Below are 16,114 nucleotides of genomic sequence, written 5' to 3' on the forward strand. Positions count from 1 at the left end.
CCTCCTTCCCTAACAAGTGTTTGGTAGGTTAGCGTGCTGTCATGAAGAACGTCGAGGGTCCGGCGTACGTTCCCGGGCACGAACTGCTCCGCGGACGCACCGCCGTGATCACCGCGGCGGCCGGCGCGGGCATCGGCGGCGCGACCGCCCGGCGCTTCCTGGAGGAGGGCGCGCGCGTCATCCTCAGCGACGCCCACACCCGACGCCTCAAGGAGTACGAGGCCGAGCTGGCCGGGGAGTTCGGGGCGGAGTCGGTCGGGGCGATGCCCTGCGACGTGACCGACGAGGCGCAGATACGGGCGCTGTTCGACGCCGCCGTACGGGAACACGGGCGGCTCGACATCGTGGTCAACAACGCGGGGCTCGGCGGGACCTCCGCCCTCGTCGACATGAGCGACGACCAGTGGTCCCGAGTCCTCGACGTGACGCTGAACGGCACATTCCGGTGCACCCGGGCGGCACTCCGCTCGATGAGGAGCGCCGGAGCGGGCGGCGTGATCGTCAACAACGCCTCCGTCGTCGGCTGGCGCGCCCAGGCCGGCCAGGCGCACTACGCGGCGGCGAAGGCGGGCGTGATGGCGCTGACCAGGTGCGCGGCCGCGGAGGCGGCGCAGTACGGGGTGCGGGTCAACGCGGTCTCGCCGAGCCTCGCCATGCACCCGCACCTGGTGAAGGTCACGACCCCCGAGCTGCTGGAGGAGCTGACCGCCCGCGAGGCCTTCGGCCGGTACGCCGAGCCGTGGGAGGTGGCCAACGTGATCGTGTTCCTGGCGTCCGGCTACTCCTCGTACATGACGGGAGAGATCGTCTCCGTCAGCAGCCAGCACGCCTGAGGACCGGAGCGGACCACCATGCATCGTCGGATCACAACGGAACGTCGGATCACAACCGAACGTCGGATCACAACGGAGCGACGCATCGCAATGGACCGACGGACCACAATGGATCCGTGCCGACCAAGAAGAAGCCCCAGGTGACCGCCGCGCCCGCCCGCCGCCGTGAACTCCTCGACACCGCCGCCGAGGTCTTCGCCGAGCAGGGCTACAACGCCACCACCGTACGCAAGATCGCGGACCACGCGGGCATGCTCGCGGGCAGCCTCTACTACCACTTCGACTCCAAGGAGTCGATGCTCGAAGAGATCCTGCGGACCTTCCTCGACGAGCTCTGGGACGGCTACGACACCGTCCTCGCGGCCGGACTCGGCCCGCGCGAGACGCTGGAGGCCCTCGTCACCGAGTCGTTCCGGGAGATCGACCGGCACCGCGCCGCCGTCGCGATCTACCAGAAGGAAGCCAAGCAGCTGGTCGCGCAGGAGCGCTTCGTGTTCCTCGCGGACTCGCAGCGCAGATTCGAGAAGGCGTGGCTGTCCACGCTGGAGCACGGAGTCGCCGCCCAGGTCTTCCGGGCCGACCTCGACACGAGGCTCACGTACCGGTTCGTGCGCGACACCGTGTGGGTCGCCGCGTCCTGGTACCGGCCCGGCGGACAGCACAGCCCGGAGGAGATCGCCCGGCAGTACCTGTCGATGGTGCTGGACGGGATCGCCGTACGCGCATAGTTCTGTCAGTTCCTGGTGCGTGAACAGTCCTTTCCTGTAAGGGAGTTGACATGGCCGAGGCCTACATCGTCGAAGCGGTCCGGACGCCCGTCGGGCGGCGCGGGGGAGGGCTCGGCGGGGTCCATCCGGCCGACCTCGGCGCGCACGCGCTGAAAGCACTCGTCGCGCGCGCCGGCGTGGACCCGGCGGCCGTCGAGGACGTCGTCTTCGGCTGCCTGGACACCGTCGGACCGCAGGCCGGGGACATCGCACGGACCAGCTGGCTGGCCGCCGGGCTGCCGGAGGAGGTACCGGGCACGACCGTCGACCGGCAGTGCGGCTCCTCGCAGCAGGCCGTGCACTTCGCCGCCCAGGCCGTCCTCTCCGGCACCCAGGACCTGGTGGTCGCCGGCGGCGTCCAGAACATGACGATGATCCCCATCGCCTTCGCCTCCCGCCAGGCCGCCCTGCCGCTCGGCCTCACCGAAGGCCCCTTCGCGGGCAGCGAGGGCTGGCGGGCACGATACGGGGACCGGCCGGTCAATCAGTTCGCCGGCGCCGAGATGATCGCCGCGAAGTGGGGCATCAGCCGCCTCGACCAGGAGGAGTACGCCCTGCGGTCCCACCAGCGGGCCGTACGCGCCGTCGACGAGGGCCGCTTCACGCGCGAGACCGTGCCGTACGGCGACGTGACCGTCGACGAGGGACCGCGCCGGGACACCTCGCTGGAGAAGATGGCCGGGCTGAAGCCGGTCATCGACGGCGGCACCGTCACCGCCGCCTGCTCCTCCCAGGTCTCCGACGGCGCCGCCGCGCTGCTCCTCGCCTCCGAGCGGGCGGTGCGCGAGCACGGACTCACGCCCCGCGCGCGCGTGCACCACCTCTCCGTACGCGGCGAGGACCCCATCCGTATGCTCACCGCCCCGATACCGGCGACCGCCCACGCCCTGAAGAAGACCGGCCTCTCCCTCGACGCCATCGACCTCGTCGAGATCAACGAGGCCTTCGCCCCCGTCGTCCTCGCCTGGCTCAAGGAGACCGGCGCCGACCCGGACAAGGTCAACGTCAACGGCGGCGCGATCGCCCTCGGCCACCCGCTCGGCGCGACAGGCGCCAAACTCATGACGACCCTCCTGCACGAACTGGAACGCACGGGCGGCCGCTTCGGGCTCCAGACGATGTGCGAGGGGGGCGGCCAGGCGAACGTGACGATCATCGAGCGGCTGTGAGGCCCTTCAAGGTCTCCTCCGCCTCCTTCATGATCCGTTCCACCAGCTCCGCGCAGGACGGCAGGTCGTCGATCACCCCGGCGACCTGCCCGGCCGCCATCACCCCCAGGTCCGTACGGCCCTCCACCATCGCGGACCTGAGCAGCATCGGTGTGTTGGCGGCCAGCAGGACCTGACTCCAGGTGAGGTCCTTGCCGTGCCGCAGCGCGAGCCCGTCGCGGACCATACGGCGCCAGGTGAGCCCGGAGAGCCGCCGGAAGCCGGCCGCGTGGCGCACGGCGTGCAGCAGGGCGCGGGTACGGCCCGACTTCTCCAGGGCGTTCACGAACTCCGTACGGAGCATGCGGTGCGGCAGCCCGTCCACGGCCCTCGTGACGGTGACGTCCTTGACCGCCGCCGCCAGATACCGGGCCTTCACCGCGTCCGGCACCGTCGAGTCCGAGGTGAGCAGGAACCGCGTGCCCATCGCGACCCCGGCCGCCCCGAAGGCCAGCGCGGCGACCAGACCGCGCCCGTCGTGGAAGCCACCGGCGGCGATCACGGGTATGCCCACGGCGTCCACGACCTGCGGCAGCAGCACGGTCGTCGCCACCTCCCCGGTGTGCCCGCCGCCCTCCCCGCCCTGTACGACGACCGCGTCCGCACCCCACGCGGCCACCTTCTCGGCGTGCCGCCGGGCACCGACGGACGGGATCACGACCACGCCCGCGTCCTTGAGCTCGGCGATCAGCTCCCTGGACGGCGCGAGCGCGAAGGACGCCACCCGGACGCCCTCCTCGATGATGATCCGCACCCGTTCCCGCGCGTCCCCCGCGTCCGCCCGCAGATTCACTCCGAAGGGCCTGCCGTCCGTACGGGACCTCACCTCCCGTACGGCGTCCCGAAGCCGATCGGGAGTCATGGTCGCGGAGGCCAGGATGCCGAGGGCGCCCGCGTTCGCCGTGGCGGAGACCAGCCGGGGGCCGGCCACCCAGCCCATACCGGTCTGCACGATCGGATGGCGGACGCCGACCAGCCGGGTGAGTGCCGTGTCCATCAGCCCCGCACCTCGCGCGCGCGGGTGTTCTCCGGGTCGATCACCTCGCGGATCAGCCGCAGCTCGGCCGCGCCGGGTTCACGGGTGTACGGCACCTCGTCCGGGACGGTGAGATCGAAGCCGGTCGCCTCCCTGACCTGCCCGACCGTGACCCCCGGATGCAGCGACGCCAGCCGCATCGAGCGGTCGGGCGTGGCGAAGTCGAAGACCCCGAGGTCGGACACGACACGCGGCAGATGGTGGTACCGGGCCGTCACGGGATGCTCGGCCGCGCGGTCGTACCCCACCCCGCACACCATGTCGACCTTCTCCACGAAGACCCGCCTGGAGTGCTTCGGCACCCAGTAACTCGTCGCGTGGTTCAGGGAGTTCACCGGCGCGCCGCGCACCCCGAGCAACTGCCTCCGGGGGCGCTCCCAGTCGCCGATACACGAGATGTTCTGGTTGCCGTGGCGGTCGAGCTGGCTCGCGCCCATCATCACGTGCCGCCTGCCGCCCGTGGCGAGCGCGAGATGCCTGCGGTACGGCAGCCAGCCCTCCGGCGTGCCGTCGAGGCCCACGAGCATCGCCTCGCCGTCCGTCAGCAGCAGATCCGGCGAGAAGGTCCACTTGGCGAGGCGTGCGCCCAGCGACGGGATGAGGCCCATGGGGCCGGCGAGGATCTCCCCGGCCCCGCGCCAGGCTTCGGCGCAGGCGAGCACGCAGTACTCGGCGCGGGTGGGCGGAGCGGTCGAGACCGCGACCTCCCCGAGGGGCGAGGCGGACGAGGTCATCAGGAGCGCTCCTTGTGCCAGGCCTGCACGGCCGACTGATAGGCGTGTTCGTCGCCCGCCAGGAACCGCTCGGCGAACTCCCCCCAGGGCGTGGTCGCGTAGTGCCTCTGGAACGCCTCGTCCCGCCCGTGATCGGGGGCGCAGGACGTGAAGTGCGCGCCGTTCGGCGCCTCGACCACGCCCGTCACCACATGGCGGTTGATCAGCAGTGTCTGGGGCGGGGCGTCCTTCGTCAGCTCGGCCGTGTCGACGAGCCGTTCGCACGAGACGTACGCCGTGCCGGCCGCCTCGCAGAAGAGGTCGTCGAAGTACGGGTCCGGGCCGAGGTACTGGCCGTTGCCCTGCCGGTCGGCCCGGTTGACGTGCACGAACGCGGCGTCCAGGTGCAGGGCGGGCATGGCGACGAAGGTCTCCCCGTCGTCGTACGGCGAGGTCACGGTCCGCAGGCCGGGGTTGACGCGCATGACGTCCGAGCCGATGCCCGCCCGTACCGGCAGGAAGGGCAGCCGGTTCGCGGCGGCCCGCAGCCCCCACATGAACATCGCCTCGTCGATCTCCATCAGCTCGAAGGCGCCCCGCTCGCGCGCCGCCCGGAAGTGCGGTTCGAGGGGGATGGAGTCGAGGGTGGCGAAGGCGGCGACCAGTTTCCGTACGCGTCCGGCGGCGGCGAGCATGCCGACGTCCGGGCCGCCGTACGACACGACCGTGAGATCGGTGATCTCGGACCGGAGCAGTGCTCTCACCAGTGCCATCGGCTTGCGGCGCGAGCCCCAGCCGCCGATGCCGAGGGTCATCCCGCTCGCCAGCCGCGAGACGGCCTCCTCAGCGGTCATCGTCTTGTCACTCACCTGGGTTCCCCTCGTTCCCTGCCTGTTCCCCGGCCTGCGCCCCGGACTTCCCCTCGGTTTTCCCGAAGGTGTCGCGTACCTCGTCGGCCACCCCGCTGAGGTTCGCCTCGAAGGTGAAGCCCTGCTCGAAGCGGTAGCTGCGGCGGACGTCGACGGGGTCGATGCCGTTGATCGCGGCCTTGGCCAGCCGGATCAGCCGACCGTCCTTCGCGGCGATCTCCCGCGCCAACTCCAGTGCGGCGACCGGCAGTTCGGGACGCGGCACCACTCGCCACACCGAGCCGTGCGCCCGCAGCTCGGCCGCGGTCGCCGTACGCGAGGTGTAGTACAGGGCGCGCATCAGGTGCTGCGGCACCAGCCGGGACAGATGTGTGGCCGCACCCAGCGCGCCCCGGTCCAGCTCGGGCAGCCCGAAGGTCGCGTCGTCGCTCGCCACGATCATGTCCGCGTTGCCGGCCAGCCCGATCCCGCCGCCCAGGCAGAACCCCTGCACCGCCGCCACCACCGGCACCTCGCACTCGTACACCGCCGCGAAGGCCGCCGCGCAGCCGTGGTTGGCGCCGATCAGCGCGTTCCGTCCCGCCGCCTGGATCTCCTTGATGTCCACCCCGGCGTTGAACCCGCGCCCCGCCGCCGCCAGCACGACACACCGGACGCCGGGATCGCGCCCCGCCTCGCGCACGGCGTCGGCCAGCTCGAACCACCCGCGCACCGGCAGCGCGTTGACGGGCGGGAAGTCAACCGTGACAACGAAAATCCCCTTTTCGGGGGACGAGGTGGAGACACCCATCGGAGCATCAGCTACCTTCAATCTAACGTTTGTTAGGTGAAAGGTAGCAGCGGATGCGGCTCAACGGGAAGCTCGCCGTCGTCACCGGCGGCACACGCGGCGTCGGCGCCGGCATCGCCCACGCCTTCACCGAAGCCGGCGCCGAGGTCGTGACCTGCGCCCGCCACCCACCCGAAGCACCCCTCAAAGGCACCGAGTTCATCCCCCTGGACGTACGGGACCCCGACGCCGTAGGCCGCTTCTTCGACGACCTGCCCCGAGTCGATGTCCTCGTCAACAACGTCGGCGGCACCCCCTACCGGCCCCTGACCGGGACGGACGCCCGCAGCCACGCCCGCGTCGTCGAACTCAACCTCACCGCCCCGCTGACCGTCTCCCTCGCCGCCCACGACCACCTTCGGCGGGCCCGGGGCACGATCGTGATGATCGGCAGCGTCAGCGGCAGCCGCCCGTCGCCCGGCTCGGCGGCGTACGGCGCGGCCAAGGCCGGCCTGGAGCACCTGGCCCGCTCGATGGCCGTGGAATGGGCCCCCGAGATACGTGTCAACACCCTCGTCCTCGGCATGGTCCGCACGGAACAGTCCCACCTCCACTACGGCGACGACCAAGGCATCGCAGCCGTGGCCCGCACAGTCCCGCTGGGCCGCCTCGCCGACCCCTCCGACGTCGGCGAGGCAGCCGTCTTCCTCGCCTCGGACGCGGCGGCATACATCACCGGAGCCTCCCTGCTGGTCCACGGCGGCGGCGAACGCCCCGCCTTCCTCGACGCGGCGACGGCCAACAGACAGACAGACCACGGCTGAAACGGACACAAGAACAAACGGGCAAAAGAACAAACGGACGAAGGGGAACAGGTATCGCAATGAGCAGCACCACACACCGGCTCTGCGAAGGCCGCGTCGTGATCGTCACCGGCGCGGGCCGTGGCCTCGGCCGCGCACACGCGCTCGCCCACGCCGCCGAGGGCGCCCGCGTCGTCGTCAACGACCTCGGCGTCGGACTCGACGGCACCCCGGACCCCGACAGCCCGGCCGCCCAGGTCGTCGAGGAGATCCGCGCCGGGGGAGGGGACGCGATCGCCCACGGCGCAGACATCGCCACGACCGAGGGCGCCGCCTCCCTCGTACACACCGCCCTGGAGACGTACGGCCGACTCGACACCCTCGTCAACAACGCCGGGTTCCTGCGCGACCGTATGCTCGTCAACCTCGACGAGGACGACTGGGACGCCGTCATCCGAGTCCACCTCAAGGGCCACTTCCTCCCCCTGAAACACGCCGCCGCACACTGGCGCGCCGAGACCAAGGCCGGGCGCCCGCCGACGGCCAGGATCGTCAACACCAGCAGCGGAGCGGGCCTGCTCGGCTCGGTCGGCCAGAGCAACTACAGCGCCGCCAAGGCCGGCATCGTGGGCCTCACCCTCGTCGCCGCCGCCGAACTGGCCCGCTACGGCGTCCAGGTCAACGCCATCGCCCCCGCCGCCCGCACGCGGATGACCGAGGGCGTCTTCACCGAAACCATGACCGCGCCCGGCACCGGCTTCGACACGATGGCCCCGGAGAACGTGTCGCCCTTGGTCGTCTGGCTGGGCTCCGCCGCGAGCGAGGGCGTCACCGGCCGAGTCTTCGAAACAGAGGGCGGCCGCATCACCGTCATGGAGGGCTGGCGCCCCGGCCCCACGACGGACAAGCAGTCACGATGGAGCCCGACGGACGCCGGGGAGACCGTACGGAAGCTGCTGGCGGAGGCCCAGCCACCCGGGCAGGTGTACGGGTCCGGCTGAGCCATGCCCACCCTTCCGGACAAGGCCGCGCCCCAGGATCCTCAGAGGAGCGAGGAACTGCGCGACCAGCCCACACACACCCGCACCCGCCGAACAAACCGATCCCCCACCCCCCTGACGCGCCCCAAAAACCCGCCCGCGCCCCAAAAACCTGCCCGCCCCCAAAAACCTGCCCGCCCCCAAAAACCTGCCCGCCCCCAAAAACCCGCCCGCGCCCCAAAAACCCGCCCGCGCCCCAAAAACCTACGTATCGCACTCCAAAACCGTCCGACACAACCCACACCGAGCCCGAACCCGCCCCCGAACCGGCACCCTGATCCTCTGATGACACGTCGGACAGTCGAACGACACCCGCAACACCCCCCGCCCCTCCGCCGTGAACACATACGGCACCCCCACCCCCACCCCCGCCCCAGCCGACCGCGGGTCCTGCGCATGACGCCGATCCCTCGCGTACCGCCGCCGCCCCGCCCACCCCGCCGCCGTGAGCGGCGGCTGCTGCTCATCCCGGCGAGCCCGCGCCCGCCCCTCCGCGTACGCCGCATACGCCTGCGCACTGGTGAACCAGACCGAAGGATCCTCACCGAACAGCTGGGCCCGCTTGGCCAGCACGTATCCGAACTCCTCCGGCGTCAGATACCCCAGCTTCTGCGACGACGCGGCGTCCTCCCGGTACGCGTCCAGCAGCAGCCACCCCGCCCCCAGATAGGCCGCCGCCGTGTCCGTGAGGATCTCGTTGTCGCGGGTGCCGGGAAAGGACAGCCCGAGGCGATGCAGATACACGTGCATGACCTCGTGGGCGAGGGCCGCGCCGATGTCCCGGCGATGTGTGCGGAAACGGTCATTGAGCTCCACGAAATACTCGGGGCCCGCCGCCAGCTCGACATTGGCCGCGTGGGTCATCTCCCGGAACGCGACGATCACCCGGGCATCCGGCAGCCGATAGTGCCGCACCAGCTCGCGGGCCACCCGCTGCGCCCCGAGATGGAGGTCGTCGGTGTCGCAGAACGCCACGTCGACGGGGGCCACACTGGCGGCGAACGTCCGGATCGTGTCGTACGAGAGCCGCTTGTACAGGGCGGTGATCGACGCCCGCACCATGTCCAGGTGCGGGTAGCCGTGCTCGACAGGCCCGCCGTTCGCCACGTCCGCACCCCCAAAGACGCCTCGATACGTTCCACTCTAAGCCGGTACGGGCGGCGGACCCGAGCGACGTAGGGTGGATGACCATGACCACCAGCAACACCAACGAGGCGAACACGGGCGCGGCCGCGACCGGCGAGGTCGACGCGGACGTGCGGGCCGAGCTCGCACGGCTGCGGGACAGCATCGACAACATCGACGCCGCCGTCGTCCACATGCTCGCCGAGCGCTTCAAGTGCACCCAGCGGGTCGGCCACCTCAAGGCCGGACACCAACTGCCCGCCGCCGACCCGGCCCGCGAGGCCCAGCAGATCAACCGGCTGCGCGGCCTCGCCGAAAGCGCCAAGCTCGACCCGGCATTCGCCGAGAAACTCCTCAACTTCATCATCGCCGAGGTCATCCGGCACCACGAACGCATCGCGGACGACACCCTGAACGGCACGCCCGGCGGAGCCGGTGCGACCGGCACAGGCGGTACGCGCACAGGGGAGTGACATCCAGCCTCCCCAGAGGCATCCTGCGTGAGCACTCTTCGTCAAGCACCGACCGCACGCAGCGAGGGCGCGGGCCAGGGCCGCCGATCACCAGCCACAGATCGCGAACCCCCGGTCCGCGCGAGGGGACGGGGACATCCGCCATCCCGCCGGAAGCCAGGACGCCGTCGGAAGCCACGATGCGGCCCGAAGCCACGATGCGGCCCGAAGCCACGATGCGGCCCGAAGCCACGATGCGGCCCGAAGCCGCCATCCTCATCGTCGACGACCACGAGGACACGCTGTACGCCCTGGAAAGCACCCGCCCCTCGGCCACCGCCTCACCCGCGCCACCAGCGGCGACGCGGCACTCAAGGAAGTCCTCCGCGGCCACGTCGGCCTGCTCCTCCTCGACGTGCGCATGCCCGGCGTCAGCGGCCTCGACGTAGTCCACTGCATGCGGCGCGTGGAACAGACCCAGCACATTCCCGTCATCCTCCTCACCGGCTTCGGCCCCGACGCCGAACTCACCTCCACCGCCCTCCGGCTCGGCGTCGCCGACCTCGTCATGAAACCCGTCGCCCCCTGGGCCCCGCGCACCAAGGTCCGCGACCTCTACGACACCCACGCCCGCTCACACGCCCTCGAACGCGAGGTCCGCGACCTCCGAGCCCGCCTCACCGACCACCAGGACAAGGGCCGCGTCCCCACGCGGCACGACGGCTCGAAGAACCGCGCGGCACAGCCCGCACACGGCCCCGCGAACGGCGCACACGACCGGACATAGGTCGCGTACCAGGCCCGCCCCTGTCCCGTGCCAAAGGCATCAGGCAGCATGTCCCTCATGTCCGTACTGACGCGCGACGAAGCGCAAGCCCGTGCCCGGCTCCTCGACGTCCACCGCTACGAGATCGCACTCGACCTCACGCGCGGCGACGAGACCTTCGACTCCCGCACCGCCATCCACTTCACCGTGCGGGGAAAGAAAAAGGCCGCGGACACCTTCGTCGAGCTCAAGCCCGCCGAACTGCGCTCCGCAACCCTCGACGGACAGCCCCTCGACCCCGAGACCCTCGACGGCAACCGCCTGCCCCTCAAGGGCCTCACCCCGGGCGAACACGAACTGCGCGTCGACACCGCCATGCGCTACTCCCGCACCGGCGAAGGCATGCACCGCTTCACCGACCCCACCGACAGCGAGACCTACGTCTACACCCAGCTCTTCATGGACGACGTACAACGCGTCTTCGCCGCCTTCGACCAACCCGACCTCAAGGCCGTCTTCGACCTCACCGTCACCGCCCCCGACACCTGGACCGTCCTCGCCAACGGCATCACCGAACACCACGACGACGGCACCTGGCGGGCCGCCACCACCCCCCTGATCTCCACCTACCTCGTCGCCGTCGCCGCCGGCCCCTGGCACTCCGTACACACCGAACACCGAGGCCTGCCCTTCGGCATCCACTGCCGCCGCTCCCTCGCCCCCCACCTCGACACCGACGCCGACGAAATCCTCGACGTCACCCGCGCCTGCTTCGACCGCTACCACGAGAAGTTCGAGGAGCCCTACCCCTTCGACTCCTACGACCAGGCCTTCGTCCCCGAATTCAACGCGGGCGCCATGGAGAACCCCGGCCTCGTCACCTTCCGCGACGAGTTCATCTACCGCTCCGCCGTCACCGACACCGAACGCCAGACCCGCGCCATGGTCATCGCCCACGAAATGGCCCACATGTGGTTCGGCGACCTCGTCACCCTCAAATGGTGGGACGACATCTGGCTCAACGAGTCCTTCGCCGAGTACATGGGCTACCAGACCCTCACCGAAGCCACCCGCTTCACCGACACCTGGGTCGACTTCGGCATCGCCCGCAAAGCCTGGGGATACGACGCCGACCAGCGCCCCTCCACCCACCCCGTCGCCCCCGAAGCGGTCGACGACACCGCCGCCGCCCTCCTCAACTTCGATGGCATCTCCTACGCCAAGGGCGCCTCCGCCCTCCGCCAACTCGTCGCCTGGCTCGGCGAGAAAGACTTCCTCGCCGGCATCAACACCCACTTCACCCGCCACCGCTTCGGCAACGCCACCCTCGCCGACTTCATCGACAACCTCGCCGGGGCCACCGAACGCGACGTCCACGCCTGGGCCGACGCCTGGCTGCGCACCACCGGCGTCGACACCCTCACCCCCAAGATCACCCGCAGCCCCGACGGTACCCACACCCTCACCGTCGACCACGCCGGCAGCCGCCCCCACCACATCACCGTCGGCCTCTACGACCAGGACCTCGGCGACGACCAGGGCCACCTCACCCTCCGCGACCGCATCGAACTAGACATCCCCCAGACCACCGACCAGCCCATCGGCAAACGGCCCGCCCTGCTCCTCCTCAACGACGGCGACCTCACCTACACCAAGGTCCGCTTCGACCCCGACTCCTTCACCGCCGTCACCGGCCACCTCTCCGGCCTCCCCGACCCCCTCACCCGCGCCGTCGTCTGGAACGCCCTGCGCGACGCCGTACGCGACGCCGAACTCCCACCCGCCGCCTACCTCGAAGCCGCCCGCGCCCACCTCCCCCGCGAAACCGACCTGGCCATCGTCCAAGGCGTCCTCGCCTTCGCCACCACCCAGGTCGCCGACCGCCTCCTCGCCCCCGCCCAGCGCCCCACCGGCCTGTCCACCCTCACCGCCCTGTGCCGCGACCTCATCCGCCGCACCGAGGACGGCGACAACCCCGGCCTGCGCCTCACCGCCGTACGCCACTTCATCGACGTCGCAGCCCACCCCGACACCATCGCCGCCTGGCTCGCCGAAGGCACCGTCCCCGGCGGACCCGAACTCGACCCCGAGCTGCGCTGGCGCGTCCTCGGCCGGCTCGCCGCCCTCGGTGCGGTCGACACCGCCGCGATCGCCGAAGAACTGGAGCGGGACCCGAGCGCCACCGGCCAGGAGGGCGCCGCCCGCTGCCGGGCCGCCCTGCCCGACCCGGACGCCAAGCGCACCGCCTGGGACGCCATGTTCACCACCGACGACCTCTCCAACTACCTCTTCACCGCCACCGCCCAGGGATTCTGGCAACCGGAACAGACGGACCTCCTCCACGAGTACGTCGAGCGCTACTGGACCGACGCGGTGACGCTGGCCGCCCGACGAGGACCGGCCATCGCGGAGGCGGCCGGACGGTGGGCGTTCCCCCTCTACGCCGTGGACCCGGAGACCCTCGGTCTGGGGGAGCGGTGTCTCCGAGACGGTCAGCCGATTCCGGCCCTTCGGCGCAAGCTGGTGGACCAACTGGACGACCTGGGGCGTGCGTTGCGCGCGCGGGAGGCGTAGGCGACTTACGAACGCGCCGTCGGGGCGGGGGTTGACTGCGGGCTCGCGGCTGTGTGTGGCTGATCGCGCAGTTCCCCGCCCCCCTTCAAGGCGCGCTGCCGTACGCTCTTTTGGCTGTAATTGGCGGCATTTTCGGGTGTCAGCACCCAATTGGCGTACAAGATGGGGTTCCCCGTGCTCCGGAGGACCCCATGACCGCCCCACCCCTCGCCTCAGGTCCCCAAGGCCCCGGCGCACTCGAACCACTGCTGGACACAGTGCTCACCGCACTCCGCGAAGGCGCCCACGAGCGGGGCGGCCCCCTCCCCGCCGGCGGCCCGCAAGCGGTCACAGCCCGGATGCGCGACGCACTCGGCGACCCGCTCCCCGCCCAAGGCGACCCCGACGCACTCCACCGGCTGGTCCGCGCCCTCGCCGCAGGCACCGCCGACCCCGCCGACCCCCTGTGCACGGCCCACCTCCACACCCCACCCCTGGCCGTCGCCGCCGCCGCGGACCTCGCCGCCTCCGCATTGAACCCCTCCCTCGACTCCTGGGACCAGGCCCCCGCCGCCTCCGCCCTCGAAGCCCTCGTGACCCGCGCCCTGGCCGCCGAGACCGGCGCCGCCGACGCCCTCGTCACCACCGGCGGCACCGAGTCCAACCAACTCGCCGTCCTCCTCGCACGAGAAACCCACCCCGGCGTACGACTGATCATCGGAGCCAACGCCCACCACTCCCTCACCCGCGCCGCCTGGCTCCTCGGCCTCCCCGAACCCCTCACCGTCCCCGCACCCTCCGGCACCCTGGACCCCGCCGCCCTCGACCACGCCCTCTCCCAGACACCCGCCCGCACAGCCCTCGTCGCGGCCACCGCCGGCACCACCGACGCCGGACTCATCGACCCACTCCCCGAGATCGCCGACCTCTGCGAAACCCACGGCGCCCGCCTCCACATCGACGCCGCCTACGGCGGAGGCCTCCTCTTCAGCGACCACCACCGCCCCGCCCTCGACGGCCTCACCCGCGCCCACACCATCACCCTCGACCTGCACAAACTCGGCTGGCAACCAGCCGCCGCCGGCTTCCTCGCCGTACGCGACGCCGCCGACCTCGCCGTACTGACCCACCGCGCCGACTACCTCAACGCCGACGACGACACCCACGCCGGCCTCCCCGACCTGCTCGGCCGCTCACTACGGACCACCCGCCGACCCGACATCCTCAAAACCGCCGTCACCCTCAAAACCCTGGGCCGCGCCGGACTCGCCGCACTCGTCGACCACGTCTGCGCCCTCGCCCAGGACCTCGCCGCCCTCATCGAGGCACACCCCGCCTTCGAGCTCTACGACCGGCCCACCATCAGCACGGTCCTCTTCCGGCCCGCCGGGGCATCCGACGACACCGTGGCCGCCGTACGCCGAAAACTGCTCCACGACGGCCGGGCCGTCATAGGCCGCGCCGTACTCGACGGCCGCCTCTGGCTCAAAGCCACCCTCCTCAACCCCCACACCCGGCCCGGCGACCTCGCCACCCTGCTGAAGCTCGTAGAACTCGCAGAAGGACACACCCCCACATGAGCACGTCCCCGACGCCCCCTACGCCTCCGCTGTCCCCCACACCCCCGAACACCCCCGCCGACCCACCACCCAGCGACGAACCCGACGCCCCCCGCGACCTCATCGGCGTCGGAATCGGCCCCGCCAACCTCTCCCTCGCCGCCCTCGCCCACCCCCTCGCCGAACTCGACGCCGTGTTCTACGAACAGCGCCCCGGATTCGACTGGCACCCCGGCCTCCTCATCGAAGGCGCCACAGTCCAAGTACCCTTCCTGGCAGACCTGGTGACGCTCGCCGACCCCGCCAGCCCATGGTCCTTCCTGAACCACCTCAGGGCCCGCGACCGGCTCTTCCCCTTCTACTTCGCCGAGCGCTTCCACATCCAGCGCGCCGAATACGACGCCTACTGCCGCTGGGTCGCCGAGAACCTCCCCGGACTCCGCTTCGGACACCAGGTCGACTCCGTGCGCTGGAACCCCGAACGCGACCTGTTCGAGGTCGACTTCACCCAGCTCGACGACGACGCGGAGAGCACCGCACACGGACGTACCTACGCCCGGAACATCGTCCTCGGCGTCGGCACCGAACCGTACGTGCCCGAACCCCTCAAGCCACTCGTCGAGGCACCCGGCGTGCCCGTCATCCACGCCGCGGACTACCTCGACGACCGCGACCGCCTCCTCGCCGCCGAACACGTCACCGTCATCGGCGCCGGCCAGTCCGGCGCCGAGGTCTTCCTCGACCTGCTGCGGCACCGGCCCGCCGGACGGGAGGGACTGCACTGGCTGGGCCGTACGGAGGCGTTCGCACCCATGGAGTACTCCAAACTGGGCCTGGAACACTTCACCCCCGACTACACCCGCTACTTCCACGCGCTCGCCGAACCGACCCGCGACCGCCTGGTCACCGCCCAATGGCAGCTCCACAAGGGCATCGACGCCGACACCATCGCCGCGATCCACGACGAGCTGTACCGCCGCACCCTCGACGGCGCCTGGCCCGACGCCGTCCTCACCCCCGGCGTCCACGTCCGCACCGCCGGCCGCCTCGCGACCACCAAGGTCGAACTCCACCTCGAACACATCGAGCAGGGCACCCGCTCCCGCCTCACCACCGACGCCGTCGTCCTCGCCACCGGCTACCGCGAACGCCCCCTCGACCGCGTCCTCGCCGGCCTCGACCCCTACATCCGACGCGACAGCCGCGAGCGCCCCCGAGTCGACGAGAAGTTCCGGATGGTCCTCGACCCCTCGGTGACCGCCTCCGGCTGCCACGTCTACGTCCAGAACGCCGAACTCCACACCCACGGCGTCGGCGCCCCCGACCTCGGCCTCGCCGCCTGGCGCAGCGCCACCATCCTCAACACCCTCACCGACAAGGAGCCCTACCCCCTCCCCGGCCGCACCGCCTTCACCACCTTCGGCCTCGAACCCAGGCCACGAATCCCGTCCGCACGCAAGGAAAAGACCCTCACCCCACTCACCCCGCTCATCGACGCAAGGTAATCGAAAGGCAAAGAAGTAGGGCAGGAGTGGTGACGGCTGCAATAAAACTGCCTACTTTTCGGCCATGACCAGCATCCGCACAGACCACTCCGGCACAGACCACTCCGGCACAGACC

General features: G+C 71.0%; 14 protein-coding genes and 1 pseudogene. 10 read left to right on the top strand and 5 right to left on the bottom strand.

What is annotated here, in order from left to right; genetic code table 11:
* The first annotated feature begins 41 nt into the window (after nt 1-41).
* From I8N67_RS21605 to I8N67_RS21615, 3 genes are all read left to right on the top strand, one after another.
* Nucleotides 42-833, top strand: coding sequence for an SDR family oxidoreductase (locus tag I8N67_RS21605; RefSeq protein ID WP_200304813.1), 792 nt, complete (start codon nt 42-44; stop codon nt 831-833).
* Nucleotides 834-949: 116 nt separating this feature from the next.
* Entirely contained in the window at nt 950-1,561 is a 612-nt protein-coding gene (locus I8N67_RS21610; protein WP_200304814.1) for a TetR/AcrR family transcriptional regulator, read from the top strand.
* Between the two features lie 50 nt (nt 1,562-1,611).
* Nucleotides 1,612-2,769 carry an acetyl-CoA C-acetyltransferase gene (locus tag I8N67_RS21615; protein ID WP_200304815.1) on the top strand — a complete coding sequence of 386 codons (1,158 nt, stop codon included), beginning with the start codon at nt 1,612-1,614 and terminating at the stop codon, nt 2,767-2,769.
* On the opposite strand, the gene I8N67_RS21620 is transcribed toward I8N67_RS21615, so the two are convergent.
* The 4 genes from I8N67_RS21620 to I8N67_RS21635 are packed head-to-tail and all read right to left on the bottom strand — an operon-like array spanning nt 2,753 to nt 6,216.
* Nucleotides 2,753-3,805 (bottom strand): NAD(P)H-dependent flavin oxidoreductase, encoded by a 1,053-nt coding sequence (locus tag I8N67_RS21620; protein ID WP_200304816.1) that lies wholly within the window; start codon nt 3,803-3,805, stop codon nt 2,753-2,755. The two genes, I8N67_RS21615 and I8N67_RS21620, sit on opposite strands and share 17 nt — an antisense overlap.
* Nucleotides 3,805-4,578 carry a CoA-transferase subunit beta gene (locus I8N67_RS21625; protein WP_200304817.1) on the bottom strand — a complete coding sequence of 258 codons (774 nt, stop codon included), beginning with the start codon at nt 4,576-4,578 and terminating at the stop codon, nt 3,805-3,807. The genes I8N67_RS21620 and I8N67_RS21625 overlap by 1 nt, the downstream gene beginning before the upstream one ends.
* Nucleotides 4,578-5,426, bottom strand: a complete 849-nt coding sequence (locus I8N67_RS21630) for a CoA transferase subunit A (RefSeq protein WP_200304818.1) — start codon at nt 5,424-5,426, stop codon at nt 4,578-4,580. Before I8N67_RS21630 ends, I8N67_RS21625 begins: the two co-directional genes overlap by 1 nt.
* On the bottom strand, nt 5,419-6,216 hold the full coding sequence (locus I8N67_RS21635) for an enoyl-CoA hydratase family protein (RefSeq protein ID WP_200304819.1): 798 nt from the start codon (nt 6,214-6,216) through the stop codon (nt 5,419-5,421). The genes I8N67_RS21630 and I8N67_RS21635 overlap by 8 nt, the downstream gene beginning before the upstream one ends.
* A gap of 53 nt (nt 6,217-6,269) precedes the next feature.
* Between I8N67_RS21635 and I8N67_RS21640 the strand changes: the two genes are divergently transcribed.
* Nucleotides 6,270-7,019 (top strand): SDR family oxidoreductase, encoded by a 750-nt coding sequence (locus I8N67_RS21640; protein WP_200304820.1) that lies wholly within the window; start codon nt 6,270-6,272, stop codon nt 7,017-7,019.
* Between the two features lie 59 nt (nt 7,020-7,078).
* Nucleotides 7,079-7,999 (top strand): SDR family oxidoreductase, encoded by a 921-nt coding sequence (locus I8N67_RS21645; RefSeq protein WP_200304821.1) that lies wholly within the window; start codon nt 7,079-7,081, stop codon nt 7,997-7,999.
* A 243-nt stretch (nt 8,000-8,242) separates the two neighbouring features.
* On the opposite strand, the gene I8N67_RS21650 is transcribed toward I8N67_RS21645, so the two are convergent.
* Complete coding sequence (locus I8N67_RS21650; protein ID WP_200304822.1) at nt 8,243-9,145, bottom strand: hypothetical protein; 903 nt, start codon at nt 9,143-9,145, stop codon at nt 8,243-8,245.
* Nucleotides 9,146-9,228: 83 nt separating this feature from the next.
* On the opposite strand from I8N67_RS21650, the gene I8N67_RS21655 reads away from it, so the two are divergent.
* The 5 genes and pseudogenes from I8N67_RS21655 to I8N67_RS21675 all read left to right on the top strand — a co-directional run bounded on the left by I8N67_RS21655 (nt 9,229) and on the right by I8N67_RS21675 (nt 15,998).
* Entirely contained in the window at nt 9,229-9,636 is a 408-nt protein-coding gene (locus tag I8N67_RS21655) for a chorismate mutase (protein ID WP_200304823.1), read from the top strand.
* Nucleotides 9,637-9,869: 233 nt separating this feature from the next.
* Nucleotides 9,870-10,402, top strand: a pseudogene (locus tag I8N67_RS21660) (response regulator).
* A gap of 48 nt (nt 10,403-10,450) precedes the next feature.
* Nucleotides 10,451-12,955 carry an aminopeptidase N gene (pepN, locus tag I8N67_RS21665; protein ID WP_200304824.1) on the top strand — a complete coding sequence of 835 codons (2,505 nt, stop codon included), beginning with the start codon at nt 10,451-10,453 and terminating at the stop codon, nt 12,953-12,955.
* 191 nt (nt 12,956-13,146) lie between these two features.
* A complete protein-coding gene (locus I8N67_RS21670; RefSeq protein WP_200304825.1) occupies nt 13,147-14,514 on the top strand; it encodes a pyridoxal phosphate-dependent decarboxylase family protein in 1,368 nt (455 codons plus the stop codon).
* On the top strand, nt 14,511-15,998 hold the full coding sequence (locus tag I8N67_RS21675; RefSeq protein WP_200304826.1) for a lysine N(6)-hydroxylase/L-ornithine N(5)-oxygenase family protein: 1,488 nt from the start codon (nt 14,511-14,513) through the stop codon (nt 15,996-15,998). The genes I8N67_RS21670 and I8N67_RS21675 overlap by 4 nt, the downstream gene beginning before the upstream one ends.
* Nucleotides 15,999-16,114: the final 116 nt, after the last annotated feature.

This window comes from Streptomyces adelaidensis, from assembly GCF_016598475.1.
GTDB lineage: Bacteria > Actinomycetota > Actinomycetes > Streptomycetales > Streptomycetaceae > Streptomyces > Streptomyces adelaidensis.